10 protein-coding genes and 1 pseudogene are annotated in these 12,845 nt (G+C 64.3%); 3 read left to right on the top strand and 8 right to left on the bottom strand.

Annotated elements, in window-relative coordinates:
- Positions 1-11: 11 nt before the first annotated feature.
- On the bottom strand, positions 12-497 hold the full coding sequence (locus tag R9B85_RS11145; protein ID WP_112249713.1) for a twin-arginine translocation pathway signal protein: 486 nt from the start codon (positions 495-497) through the stop codon (positions 12-14).
- Positions 498-507: 10 nt separating this feature from the next.
- Positions 508-1,938 carry a coniferyl aldehyde dehydrogenase gene (locus tag R9B85_RS11140; RefSeq protein ID WP_207879177.1) on the bottom strand — a complete coding sequence of 477 codons (1,431 nt, stop codon included), beginning with the start codon at positions 1,936-1,938 and terminating at the stop codon, positions 508-510.
- Positions 1,939-2,089: 151 nt separating this feature from the next.
- Between R9B85_RS11140 and R9B85_RS11135 the strand changes: the two genes are divergently transcribed.
- Together R9B85_RS11135 and R9B85_RS11130 are read left to right on the top strand one after the other, a co-directional pair.
- On the top strand, positions 2,090-2,755 hold the full coding sequence (locus tag R9B85_RS11135) for a TetR/AcrR family transcriptional regulator (RefSeq protein WP_025340981.1): 666 nt from the start codon (positions 2,090-2,092) through the stop codon (positions 2,753-2,755).
- 47 nt (positions 2,756-2,802) lie between these two features.
- Complete coding sequence (locus R9B85_RS11130; RefSeq protein WP_423771022.1) at positions 2,803-3,657, top strand: sulfurtransferase; 855 nt, start codon at positions 2,803-2,805, stop codon at positions 3,655-3,657.
- 143 nt (positions 3,658-3,800) lie between these two features.
- Here the strand turns inward: R9B85_RS11130 and R9B85_RS11125 are convergent, their stop codons facing one another.
- The 6 genes and pseudogenes from R9B85_RS11125 to R9B85_RS11100 all read right to left on the bottom strand — a co-directional run bounded on the left by R9B85_RS11125 (position 3,801) and on the right by R9B85_RS11100 (position 11,106).
- Positions 3,801-4,793, bottom strand: coding sequence for a hydrolase (locus tag R9B85_RS11125; protein ID WP_112249706.1), 993 nt, complete (start codon positions 4,791-4,793; stop codon positions 3,801-3,803).
- Between the two features lie 60 nt (positions 4,794-4,853).
- Positions 4,854-6,254, bottom strand: coding sequence for a M16 family metallopeptidase (locus tag R9B85_RS11120; protein WP_423771021.1), 1,401 nt, complete (start codon positions 6,252-6,254; stop codon positions 4,854-4,856).
- Entirely contained in the window at positions 6,251-7,594 is a 1,344-nt protein-coding gene (locus R9B85_RS11115; protein ID WP_112249702.1) for a M16 family metallopeptidase, read from the bottom strand. Before R9B85_RS11115 ends, R9B85_RS11120 begins: the two co-directional genes overlap by 4 nt.
- Positions 7,595-7,665: 71 nt before the next feature.
- Entirely contained in the window at positions 7,666-8,268 is a 603-nt protein-coding gene (rsmD, locus tag R9B85_RS11110; RefSeq protein ID WP_112249700.1) for a 16S rRNA (guanine(966)-N(2))-methyltransferase RsmD, read from the bottom strand.
- Positions 8,268-9,620: pseudogene (locus R9B85_RS11105) on the bottom strand (M16 family metallopeptidase); the annotation flags it as partial. The pseudogene R9B85_RS11105 and the gene rsmD, both read right to left, overlap by 1 nt.
- 130 nt (positions 9,621-9,750) lie before the next feature.
- The gene (locus tag R9B85_RS11100) at positions 9,751-11,106 is read right to left on the bottom strand and encodes a M16 family metallopeptidase (RefSeq protein WP_112249696.1); all 1,356 of its coding nucleotides are present in this window, start codon (positions 11,104-11,106) and stop codon (positions 9,751-9,753) included.
- Positions 11,107-11,336: 230 nt separating this feature from the next.
- On the opposite strand from R9B85_RS11100, the gene ftsY reads away from it, so the two are divergent.
- Positions 11,337-12,845, top strand: a complete 1,509-nt coding sequence (gene ftsY / locus R9B85_RS11095; protein ID WP_112249694.1) for a signal recognition particle-docking protein FtsY — start codon at positions 11,337-11,339, stop codon at positions 12,843-12,845.

Genomic DNA, 12,845 nt, shown 5'->3' with positions numbered 1-12,845 from the left:
TCTTGTCGTTTTCAGATTTTCGGTGGCCCCGGGTAACCGCAGTTGGCCCAGGATTCAGGGCGTTCGTACCAGGCCATCTGCAGCAACTGCAGCAGTGAGGCGTGGCCCATGCGCAGCAGGTTCAGCGAGCTGCGCTGCCAACGTTGCAGGAAGGCCGTGACCTGCGCGGCGCTGGCGTATTCCCATGCGCCCCAGACACCGGTCAGTGGGCCGCGGGTGAGCGGCAGGTTGAGCACGTCGAACAACTGCCGGGTGAGCTTGAGCATTTCCGGCGACAGCGCCGCCAACTTGTGGTCGAGGCTGTGCAGCACCAGAGTCTCGGCGGCCTGCGTGCCGGCCAGTACCACCGGGATCAGCGCGTTCAGCAGCGGCAGGTCGTCGTCGCGCAGTACCTGGTAGCCCGTCGCGGCTGTCTGTGCGCTGCAGCCGACCAGGCTGGTACCGGCCAGAAAGACGCTGGCGCCAAGGCTGAAACGCAGCAGGTCGCGGCGGTGCATGGGCCGGCCCTCAGCGGATGAAAAGCTTGAAGACCAGACGCTGCAGGGCTTTGCCATAAGGCGGGTAGATCAACCGGGCAGCGTTGAGGCGTTGCTTGGCCAGCACCGCCTTGGCCTTGCTGAAGGTCAGGAAGCCGTCATGGCCATGGTAATGGCCCATGCCTGAAGGGCCGATGCCACCGAACGGCAAGTCATCCTGAGCCACGTGCAGCAGGGTGTCGTTCAGGCATGCCCCGCCGGAGTGGGTGTGGCGCAACACCTGCTCCTGAGCGGCGCGGTCATAGCCGAAGTAGTACAGCGCCAGAGGGCGCGGGCGCTGGTTGATATAGGCCAGTGCCTGCTCGAGGCTGTCGTAGGGCACCAGCGGCAGCAGCGGGCCGAAGATTTCGTCCTGCATCACCTGCATGCCGTCGTTCACCTCCAGCAGCAGGTGGGGTGGCAGGCGCCGGCCCTGGCGGGTTTCACCGGGGTACAGGTCGAGCACCTGCGCACCTTTGGCGTGGGCATCGTCCAGCAGGTGCTGCAAGCGCTGCAGCTGGCGCGTGTTGATGATGGCGGTGTAGTCGGGGTTGTCGGCGATGCGCGGGAACAGCCGGTGTACGGCACGCTGGTAGGCTTCGCTGAAGGCCTCCAGCCGCTCGCGTGGCACCAGTACGTAATCGGGGGCGACGCAGGTCTGCCCGGCGTTGAGGGTCTTGCCGAAGGCGATGCGCTCGGCGGCGCTGTCCAGCGGTACGTCGGCCGAGACTATGGCTGGCGACTTGCCGCCCAGTTCCAGAGTGACGGGGGTCAGGTTGTGCGCCGCAGCCAGCATTACCTGGCGCCCGACGCTGGTGGCACCGGTGAACAACAGGTGATCGAACGGCAGGCGGGCAAAGGCCTGACCTACCTCGACCTCGCCGAGCACCACGCTGACCAGATCGGTGGGGAACACCTGCTCCAGCAGTCGCTTGAGCGCCTGGCCAGTGGCGGGCGTGGCTTCGCTGAGCTTGAGCATGACCCGGTTGCCGGCGGCCAGGGCACAGGTCAGCGGGCCGATGGCAAGGAACAGCGGGTAGTTCCACGGCACGATGATGCCGACCACGCCCAGGGGTTGGTAGCGCACCTGAGCGCTGGCCGGCTGGAAGGCCAGGCCGACCTTGCGCCGGCTGGCGCGCATCCAGCGCTGCAGGTGCTTTTCGGCGTGGCGCAGGCCTTGCACCGAGGGCAGCAGCTCGGCCAGCAAGGTCTCGTCGGCGCTGCGCCCCTCAAAGTCCTGGCCGATTGCCTCGATCAGTTCGGCCTGGCCGGCCAGCAAGGCTTCCCGCAGGCTTTTCAGCCATTGGCGCCGCTGCGCCGCCGCTGGCAAGGGGTTGCCGGAAAAGGCCTGGCGCTGGGTGGCGAACGTCGCCGCAAGGTCGAGGTCGGATTGCACAGGGGGCAAGGCACTGGGCGAGTTCATGGCGGCTTCGAGTCCGGGCAGGGAATCCCTAGAGCCTATACTCTAATTTGTACCATGGTGCGAATTTTTCCGCGTTGTCGAGCGGTGCATTCCATTGCCAATACGCCGTAAGATGACCCTTTGATGAAGGCCCGCAGACTGGGAGCTGAGCATGGCCCCGCGCATGAAGACCCGAGAGCGCATCGTGCAGAACAGCCTCGAGCTGTTCAACCAGCAGGGCGAACGCAGCGTCAGTACCAACCACATTGCCGCGCACATGGAAATTTCGCCCGGCAACCTGTATTACCACTTCCCCAACAAGCAGGCGATCATCGCTTTGCTGTTCAGCCAGTACGAAGAACTGGTGGACAGCTTCCTGCGCCCGCCGCAAGGCCGCGCGGCGACCGTGGAAGACAAGCGCTTCTACCTCAAGGCCCTGCTGGCGGCGATGTGGAACTACCGTTTTCTGCATCGCGACCTGGAGCACCTGCTGGACAGCGACCCGGAACTGGCCGCCCGTTATCGGCGCTTTTCCGAGCGCTGCCTGCGCCAGGGCCAGGCGATCTACCGCGGCTTCGTCGAGGCGGGCATCCTGGCCATGGCACCAGCGCAGATCGAATCGCTGACCATCAACGCCTGGATCGTGTTGACGTCCTGGGTACGTTTTCTCAGCACCACGCGGGAGCATTCCGCGCACCTGGGTGAAGAAGCCTTCAAGCGCGGCGTCTACCAGGTACTGGTGCTGGAGCTCGGCTTCGTCACCGACAACGCCCGCAATGCGGTGGACGCCCTTTGCCAGGAATTCCATGTACCGTTCAACCAGGCCCTGGAGCACTAGCCCAGGGCCTTAGTGCTATCGATAGTGCCATCGATCAGGAGATTGTCATGCCCCTAGTGCAATTGATCACCCCGCAGCAGTTGGCCGAGCGTCTGGGCTCGCCCAAGTTGGTGATCCTCGACTGCCGCTTTGCCCTCGAGGATGTGGACTATGGCCAACGCAGCTATGCCCAGGGGCATATTGCCGGGGCGCATTTTGCCGACCTGGAGCGTGACCTCAGCGGGCCGGTGAGCAAGGGGCGCACCGGGCGCCACCCGTTGCCGGATGCACGCCGGCTGGTCGAGCGCTTGCGTGAGTGGGGCCTGGACGACGACAGCGAGGTGGTGCTGTACGACGACGGCCCTGGTGCTTTTGCCGCCCGTGCCTGGTGGCTGCTGGCCTGGCTGGGCAAGCGCAGCGGCGTGGCGATCCTCGACGGTGGCCTGAAGGCCTGGCATGCGGCGCACCTGCCGCTCAGCCTGGACCCGCCGCTCAAGCGGGAAGGCACCTTCAACGGTGAGCCGGACGGCAAGCTGCTGATCGATGCCGAGCACCTGGCCAAGCGCTTGGGTAACGCAGACCTGACCTTGATCGATGCGCGTGCCTTGCCGCGTTTCCGTGGCGAAGTGGAGCCGATCGATCCGGTGGCCGGGCATATTCCCGGGGCGCAGTGCGCGGCATTTACCGACAACCTGGGAGCCGATGGGCGTTTCCTGCCGCCGGAGCAGCTAAAACAGCGCTTTGCTGAAAAGCTGGCCGGGCGTGCGCCGGAGCAGTTGGTGGCGTATTGCGGGTCAGGGGTGACGGCGTGTCATAACCTGTTTGCCCTGGCGTTGGCGGGGTATCCGCTGGGCAAGCTGTATGCCGGGTCGTGGAGCGAGTGGATCAATGATCCGGAGCATGGTGTGGCTACTGGCGAATAACAATGTATCTGCGGTTTTAGCAGGGACTCTGTGGGAGCGGGTTCACCCGCGAATACCGGCAGAGCGGGTGCCATCCACCGCGCCGGATTCTTCGCGGGTGAACCCGCTCCCACATGGATCGCGCAGTCTCAGGATATTCGGGACTAGCTACCTTCCACCAACCACTGCGGAATGCGCCGCTCCAGGTAGTACCCCGGGTTGCGCAGGCTGCCATCGACAAAGCCCACATGGCCGCCGCGGCTGTGCAGTTCGAAGCGGGTCTGCGGCGCCAGTTCGCGGGCCGTTGGCAGGCTGTGGCCGGAGACGAAAGGGTCATCGCTGGAGTGGATGATCAGCGTCGGCGTGCGGTTCTGGCCGAGGAAGAAATGACTCGATGAGCGGCGGTAGTAGTCGTGCGCATCGCGAAAACCGTTCAGCGGTGCGGTGACCTTGCCGTCGAAATCCCAAAACGTGCGCAGGTTACCCAACGGCCCCAGCCGTTGCAGCGTCGCCAGCCCTTCATGCTGGCCCTTGTCGTGGAAGTGCCGCTGCTTGAGCTGCACATAAGCCAGCATCTCGCGCATGAAATGCGCCTGGTACACCTTTGAAAAGCCCTGGCCGATGCGGTCGGCGCAGTGGTCCAGGCGAAACGGCACCGACACTGCCACCGCAGCCTGCAACTGGCTGGCGACACCGCTTTCGCCCAGGTACTTCAGCAGCACATTGCCCCCCAGCGAATAACCCACCGCATACAATGGCGCCAAAGGGCGCTGGGCGCGCAGGTGGCTGACGATTTCGGCCAGGTCTTCGCTGGCGCCGGAATGGTAGCTGCGTGGCAGCAGGTTGGGCTCGCCCGAGCAACCGCGCCAGTTCACCGCCACACTGGCCCAGCCGCGGCCTTGCAGCGCTTGTTGCAGGCCTTTGACGTAGGGCGAGTGGGAGGAACCGGTCAGCCCGTGCAGTACAAGCACCAACGGTGCATGCGGCTGGTGCGGGCCGTGCCAGTCCAGGTCTATGAAATCGCCATCGGCCAGCCACAACCGTTCGCGGTTGCGTTGCAGTTCGGGCAACTTGCGCCACAGGGGCCCCCACAGGGTTTGCAGGTGGGGGTTGGACAGGCCGATGGCCGGGCGGAATGTGGCGCTGGGGCTGGGCATGCTGGGCGACTCGTGATGTGCCTGCCTAGAGTGCCATGGAACAGCGCCACTGTACCTGCGCTATTGGTCGACCGGCGGTGCAACCGGCAGCGGCAATTGCTCTGTAACCGGGCCAAGCGTGACGAAAACCTGCGCGTCATGGTTCAACCATACCTGCGCGGCTTCACGCAGGTTCGCAGGCGTGAGTGCCCCGAGCTTCTCAAGGAAGGTGGCCAGGTGGTCTCCCGGTAACCCTTGATGGCTGTATGTCGCCAGCGCTTGGGCAAGTTTCGCGTTGTTTGCCAGATTGTGATGCAGTTTGCCTGCTATCTGGTTCACAGCCACATCGCATTCCGCCTGGCTGGGGCCCCGGTCGCGAAGGCACGCCAGTATGCCCGACACCAGCGCACCGGCCGCGTCTCTGTATTGAGGCGCGGTATCCCAGTGAATTTGCAACAAGCTCGCGGCGTCGAGTGGCTTCAAGTCGGAATAGATGGAGTAGGTCAGGTTTCGCAGGGTGCGTAACTCTTGCGACAACCGTGATTCATAGGTACTGCCGAGAATCACGTTCAGCAATGTCAACGCAGGGAATACCGGGTCGCGTGGTGACGCCTTGGACGAAACCGTCAGTATTGCTCGGGTCGCGCCCCCGGCGGCTTCCAGGTGCTGCACAAGTGGCTGATGTTCGGGCGCCGGTGGCGGGGCTGTTGCGGCCCACTCTTGCGGTAGAGCCCGGACGAGGTCGTTGATGAGTTGCTCTGCTTCTTCGCGGGTGAGGTCTCCCACCAGGCCGATATCGAGGTTGTTGGCCGAGTAGGCGCGTTGGTGGAAAGCCCTTATCTGCTCGTCGCTGATACTGGAGATAGTGTCCGCGGTGAGGCGGGAGGCATATGGGTGGACTCTGAAGACATGTGCGGTTGTCGTGTCTGCTAGCCGTATCAAAGGGTGGTTGCCTAGCTTGGCCCGATTGAAAGCTATACGCTCGCGGATTTTTGCCACGTCAGGTTCACGAAAAGCAGGCCGAGCCAGCATGTCGGCAAGCAACTGCATGACGCTGGCACGTAACGTTGGCAGGCTCAGGCAGCGTAGTGTGATGACAGCACTGTCATCGCTGATTCTTCTGCTCAGGATTGCACTATAACCCTCTATCTGCTGCGCAAACTGCGCTGCATCGAGCTGCTCGGTCCCTTGATCCAGGCTATACAGTACAAGCGCTGCAAGCCCTGGGTTGGTGCCGTCGAGGACGCTGCCCGCGCGAAAGCGCAGTGCCAGGTCGAACATTGGACGGCCATGGGTTTCAATGAAGCTGACTTTCGCGCCTTCAGCGGTTTGCCACAGTTCCGGCGCGGCTTGCAAGGGTGGAACCTGACCAAGCTCGATATCCTGTGTGGACCGCAAATTGGCCATGGCCGCGAGGGCGGTATCGGTAGCGGGGCCGTCGCACAGCAGGGGCCGGGCGGTAAGGGAGTTGTTGTGGTTCATGCTGGCGCTCCTGGCTGAAGGTAGGTGATGGTCAGCCGTTCGCGTCCCAGATAATCCAACGCCACTTGTTGCACCTTCGCGCTCCCGAGATGGCGGATGATGGCGATGTCCTGGTCGATAACCGAGGCTGGAAGGCCGACGGCGGCGGCCGCGCCGATCTGCTCTGCCTGCGAAGCAAGGTCGTCGCGGCTGTATAGACGGCTCGCGAGCATGCGCAGCTTCGCGCGCTCGAGCTCCTCTGCGGACAGAACCTTGCTCCGCAGCTCGTCCACATGCTGGTAAACGGCCTCCGCGGCCTCTTCCGGCGTGGCGTTGGCGGTGTTCACATAGGCTGAAATCGTTAGCAGCGTGTCGCCCCGAACCAGCGGGTCATACGTCGTCCTGACGCCTGTCAGCATGCGTTTGTCCCGTACCAGATCGCTATACAGCCTGGAGCTGAAACCTTCGCCGAGCAGTTCGCTGAGCAGTTCCAGTGTTGGTGCCGTTGCCGTGTCCGGGGCGGTAGCTTTGCCTGGGACGTTGAACGACATGATGAGTCCGTCGCGTAATCCGGGCAGGCTCACAACATGGCTGCGTGCCTGTAGCAGCGTGTCGTGGCGCGGCACCGGCCGGTCGGCGATCGGTGCCTTGGGCAAGCTTGCGAAGTAACGTGTTACCTGTTGCCGAAGTGTTGGCAAATCCACGCTGCCGGCAACCACGAGGGTGGCATTGTTTGGCTGGTACCATGTGCGATACCAGGTACGGAGGGTCTCCAGCTTGATGTTGCCAAGGTCGGCCGGGTAGCCGAAAGTCGGGGCAGCGTAGGGGCTGGCCCCGTGTGCCAGAGCGCTATGCCGATCGAAGGCTTGTTGATCCGGTTGGATATCGAACTTGAGCCGGCGTTCGTCCTCGACCGCCTTGATTTCCCGGTCCATTTCGGGCTGAGCGAAGGTCGCGCTGTCCATGGCGTCGGCCATGATTTCCAGTGCGATTGGCAGGCGGGAGGCCGGTAGCGAGATTTCGTATGAAGTGGCGTCCAGGTGCGTGGTGGCATTGGCCTCGCCACCAATGCGCGCGATCACTCGGGAATACTGGCCGGCCGCAAGCTTGCTGCTACCTTCGAAGATCAAATGCTCCAGAAGGTGTGACAGGTTGGTATGGCCGATTGGTTCATCGCTGGAGCCCACGTGATACCAGAGTTGGACTGCGGCCAGCGAGGTATGGTGATCTTCCCGCAGGTAAACGGACAGGCCGTTTTCCAGGGTGAAATGCTGCAGCGGCGCGGGGGCGGCAGAAGCAAGTGCCGCAAGCCCCGCAGAAACCTTGTCGAGATCGACGGGCAAAGGTGTAGGCAAAGTCATCGTTGAAGTGCTCTGGTTGGGGTGAACCAGAACAGCTTCAGCGAATGAATGAGCCCGCCTGCACTAGATAATTAGCCCCGCTGCCAGAGTGCATAGTGCACCTGGCCGGTCTTTTTCTCGCGGTGCAGGCGCCAGTTGCCCGGCAGTTGCAAGGTCGACGGCGCAGCTTCGCTTTCGGTATAGACCCACGCCTGCTCGCGCAGCCACTGGTTCTGTTCCAGCAGGTTGCAGGTGTCTGCCAGCAGGTCCTGGTGGAACGGTGGGTCGAGGAACACCACGTCGAACTGCTGCTTGGCCGGGCCTTGCAGATAGCGCAGGGCGTCGGTCTGCAGGATTTGCCCGCGCGGGCAGCGCAGGATCTCGAGGTTGTTCTTCAGGTTGGCGATTGCCGCCGGGTTGCTGTCCAGCGCCACGGCGTCTTCGGCCCCGCGGGACAGGGCTTCGAGTACCAGGGCGCCGCTGCCGGTGAAGGCGTCCAGCACGCGGGCGCCCTCGATGTATGGCGCCAGCCAGTTGAATACGGTTTCCCGCACGCGGTCGGGCGTTGGTCGCAGGCCTTCACCTTCGGGCACTGCCAGGCGGCGGCTGCGCCACTCGCCGGCGATGATGCGCAGGTGGCCCTGGCCCTTGCTTTGGCCCGATTGGGGGCGGGCGGGTGGGGTGGATCTTGGCATTAATGCTCCGGTATCCCGAGCGGTTGCTCGGAGGGCTTGTCAGTGGGTGCTGGCAGCGCTTTTTGCGGCACTTTCGGGCCAACGGTGACGATCACCAGTTTATCGGCTGACAGGTGTTTGTTCATGGCCGCCTTGACCTGCTCGACGGTGAGGGCCTGGGATTGCTGCATGAAGTCCTCCAGCCAAGTCAGCGGCAGGTTGTAGAAGCCAATGGCGCCCAATTGGCCGACGATACTGGCGTTGCTGGCATTGGACAGCGGGAAGCTGCCGGCCAGTTCGCGCTTGGCATCGTCCAGTTCCTGCTGGGTGGGGCCGGCCTTGAGGTAGTCGGTGAGAATGTCCTGCACCAGCTTGAGCGTGCCTTCGCTGAGCTCGGCACGGGTCTGCAGGTTGATCATGAACGGGCCACGCACCTGCATCGGGCTGAACACCGAGTACACGCCGTAGGTCAGGCCGCGCTTTTCACGTACCTCGCTCATCAGCCGGGTGCCGAACGCACCACCGCCGAGAATCTGGTTGCCCAGTGACAGGGCCGGCCAGTCCGGGTCCTGGCGGTCGATGCCAAGCTCGGCCAGCATCAGGTGGGTCTGCTTGGACGGGAAGTCGATGTGGGTCAGCCCTGCCTTGGCGTCAGTGGGTTGGGCTGGTGCGGCCAGTGCCGGGCCCTTGGGCAGGCCGGCGGACACCTGGGCGGCGATGGCTTCGGCTTCGGCGCGGCTGAGATCGCCGACCAGGGCGATGACCGCATTGCCGCCGGTGTAGGCCTTGGCATGGAAGGCGCGCAGCTGCGCCAGGGTGATGCCGTTGATGCTTTCGGCAGTGCCGTCGCTCGGGTGGGCGTAGGGGTGGTCGCCATAGAGCTTGCCGAACAAGGCCTTGCCGGCGATTTTGCCGGGGTTCTGCTTTTCGTATTCGAAGCCGGCCAGCATCTGGTTCTTGATGCGCTTGAGAGCGTCTTCCGGGAAGGTCGGCTTGCCAGCAACCTCGGTGAACAGCTTGAGCGCCGGTTCGCGCTTGTCCTTGGCGCTGAGGCTGCGCAGCGAGGCCACGGCCATGTCACGGTAGGAACCGTTGCCAAAGTCCGCGCCCAGGCCTTCGAAGCCTTCGGCGATGGCGGTCACGTCCTTGCCGGCTACGCCCTCGTTGAGCATGGCATTGGTCAGCGCCGCCAGGCCCGGGGTGCCGGCGTCCTGGCTGCTGCCGGCGGCGAAGGTGATGCGCAGGTCGAACATCGGCAATTCGCGGGCCTCGACGAACAGCACCCGGGCACCTTCGGCGGTATTCCAGTGCTGTATGTTCAATTGGCGCCGGCTGGGTGCTTTGCCATCCAGCTCGGCTAGCGACTGCAAGGTATTGGCCGGGCGGGCCGCGCTGCTGTCGACCTTGGTGGCGTTGTCGGCCATGGCCGGAGCGGCCAGTACTGTTGCCAGGGCCAGGGCGCGGATACCCGTGGCCAGCAGGGTTGGGCGTGGCGTGCGGCGATCACTCATGAGCGGACTCCTCGGGCAGTACATGGGCAACGCTCAGGCGTTCGCGAGTGAAGTAGGTGCGCGCGGCGTTCTGGATGTCCTGCGGGGTGATGCGCTTGAGCTCGTCCAGCTCACTGTCGATCAGTTTCCAGGACAGGCCGACGGTTTCCAGCTGGCCGATGGTGGTGGCCTGGCTGCTGATGGAGTCGCGGTCGTAGACCAGGCCGGCTATGACCTGGGCGCGTACGCGCTCCAGCTCTTCGGCGCTGGGTGGGGTGGTCTTGAGTTCGTCCAGCAATTGCCAGACGCCTTTTTCGACATCGGCGAGGGTCTTCTGCTTCTGCACGTTCGGCGTGGCCGAGATCAGGAACAGGCTGTCGCCGCGGGTGAAGGCGTTGTAGCTGGACGAGGCACCGGCCACCAACTCCTGGCCACGCTCCAGGCGTGCCGGCATACGGGCGCTGTAGCCGCCGTCGAGCAGTGCCGAGATCAGGCGCAGGGCATGCACCGTACGCGGGTCCTTGGCGGTGGACAGGCCAGGTACGTTGAAACCGTAGATCAGGCTCGGTAACTGGGTGCGCACGTGCAGGGTCAGCTGGCGCTGGCCTGGTTCGGCCAGTTCGAGGGGCAACTTGGCCGGCGGCACGGCACGCTTGGGGATGCTGCCGAAGTACTTCTGCGCCAGGCCCTTGACCTCTTCGGCGGTGACATCGCCGACCACCACCAGGGTGGCATTGTTGGGGGCGTACCAGGATTCGTACCAGTGGCGCAGTTCCTCGACCTTCATGCGCTCCAGGTCGGCCATCCAGCCGATGGTCGGGGTGTGGTAGCCGCTGGCGGGGTAGGCCATGGCGCGGAACAGCTCGAATGCCTTGGCGTTGGGCTGGTCGTCGGTGCGCAGGCGGCGTTCTTCCTTGATCACCTCGATTTCGCGGCTGAACTCGTCGGCAGGCAGGCGCAGGCTGGCCAGGCGGTCGGCCTCCAGCTCCAGGGCAACCGGCAGGCGGTCGCGGGCCAGCACCTGGTAATAGGCGGTGTAGTCGTCGCTGGTGAAGGCGTTTTCTTCGGCGCCGATGTCACGCAGGATGCGCGAGGCCTCGCCGGGGCCGACCTTGGCGCTGCCCTTGAACATCATGTGTTCCAGCGCGTGGGACAGGCCGGTCTGGCCCGGGGTTTCGTAGCTGGAGCCGACCTTGTACCAGATCTGCGAGACCACTACCGGGGCGCGATGGTCCTCGCGCACGACCACTTTCAGGCCGTTGTCGAGGATGAATTCGTGGGTGGGTTGCACATCGGCGGCGAAAGCCGCGAGCGGCAGGCAGAGCGTGCCGAGCAACAGGCCAGCGGCGCGGCGGGCTAGAGCATTCATACGGTGTTTAACCTGTTCGGCGGCCCGCTGGTTTAGCGTCGGCGGGCCAGGAGGTGCTAGGATACTGATCCGGTTGCCTGGCGACCATGCCTGTCGCCGTTCTGGCCTGCAGGACACTAAGACAAAACGTTGCGCATGAACCAGCCGGCTTCAAGATAGTCTGTTCTGCGTAGAGAGAATTCCCGATGCGCCATAGCTGGCCCATCGCTACCCTGAGATAGCCGTCTTCCATGTTTGGTTCCAACGACGACAAAAAAGCGCCGGCCGAGGCTGGCGAAAAGAAAGGCCTGTTCAGCTGGTTTCGCAAGAAGCCGCAGCAACCTGTGGGAGCGGGCGAGCCCGCGAAGGAAGCCCCTGCCGTCGAGCAACCTGTAGCCGCTCCGGTCGAGGAGACTACCGCCGAAGCGCCACAGGCCCCTGCGGCCCCAGAGCTGACCGAACCGCAGCAGGTCGCCGCACCGGTGCAGTCCCCGTTGGTCGAGGCCCCTGTTCCCGAGCCGGTTGCTTCCCAACCGTTGCAGGCCCCTGAACCCGAGCCGGTTGCGTCTCAGCCGCTGGTAGCACCTGCATCGCAGCCGGTCGCGTCCATGCCTTTGCAGGCAGCCCCGGTCGAACCAGCCCCTGTCGAGGCGGCCCCGGTCGTCGAGCCGGCCCTGCCGGTCAGCAGCCTGGTGCTGCCGGTTGCCGAGGAGCCCGTGGCCCTGGTGCCGGATCTGGAGCCGAAAGCGCCACCCGCGATCCCGGAGCGACCAGCACCAGCGCCAGCTGCCCCCGAGGCTGAAGCCCCGATCGCCGCGCCGGCCGAGCAGGCCAAACCCGGCTTCTTCGCCCGCCTCAAGCAGGGCCTGTCGAAGACCAGCGCCAGCATCGGCGAGGGCATGGCCAGCCTGTTCCTGGGCAAGAAGGTCATCGATGACGACCTGCTCGACGAAATCGAAACCCGCCTGCTGACCGCCGACGTTGGTGTGGAAGCCACTTCCACCATCGTTCAGAACCTGACCCAGAAGGTTGCCCGCAAGCAGCTGGCCGACGCCGATGCCCTGTACAAGTCGCTGCAGGAAGAGCTGGCTGCGCTGCTGCGCCCGGTCGAGCAGCCGCTTGTGGTACAGGCGCAGAACAAGCCCTACGTGATCCTGGTGGTCGGTGTGAACGGCGCCGGCAAGACCACTACCATCGGCAAACTGGCCAAGAAGCTGCAGCTCGAAGGCAAGAAAGTGATGCTGGCTGCTGGCGACACCTTCCGTGCCGCTGCGGTCGAGCAGCTGCAGGTGTGGGGCGAGCGTAACCAGATCCCGGTGATCGCCCAGCACACCGGCGCCGACTCCGCTTCGGTGATCTTCGATGCCGTACAGGCCGCCAAGGCTCGTGGCGTCGATGTGCTGATCGCCGACACCGCTGGCCGCCTGCACACCAAAGACAACCTGATGGAAGAGCTGAAGAAGGTCCGCCGGGTCATCGGCAAGCTCGATGCCGAAGCGCCGCACGAGGTGCTGCTGGTGCTGGACGCCGGCACCGGCCAGAACGCCATCAGCCAGGCCAAGTACTTCAACCAGAGCGTCGAACTGACCGGCCTGGCCCTGACCAAGCTGGATGGCACTGCCAAGGGCGGGGTGATCTTCGCCCTGGCCAAGCAGTTCAAGCTGCCGATCCGCTTCATCGGTGTCGGTGAAGGCATCGACGACCTGCGTACTTTCGAAGCCGAGCCGTTCGTCAAGGCTCTGTTCGCCGAGCGAGACTGA

The sequence above is a fragment of the Pseudomonas sp. NLJ1 genome (genome assembly GCF_049486705.1).
In the GTDB taxonomy this organism is placed as follows: Bacteria; Pseudomonadota; Gammaproteobacteria; order Pseudomonadales; family Pseudomonadaceae; genus Aquipseudomonas; species Aquipseudomonas inefficax.
The sequence above is the reverse complement of the archived record's forward strand: the minus strand, read 5'-3'. Positions and strand labels throughout refer to the sequence as shown.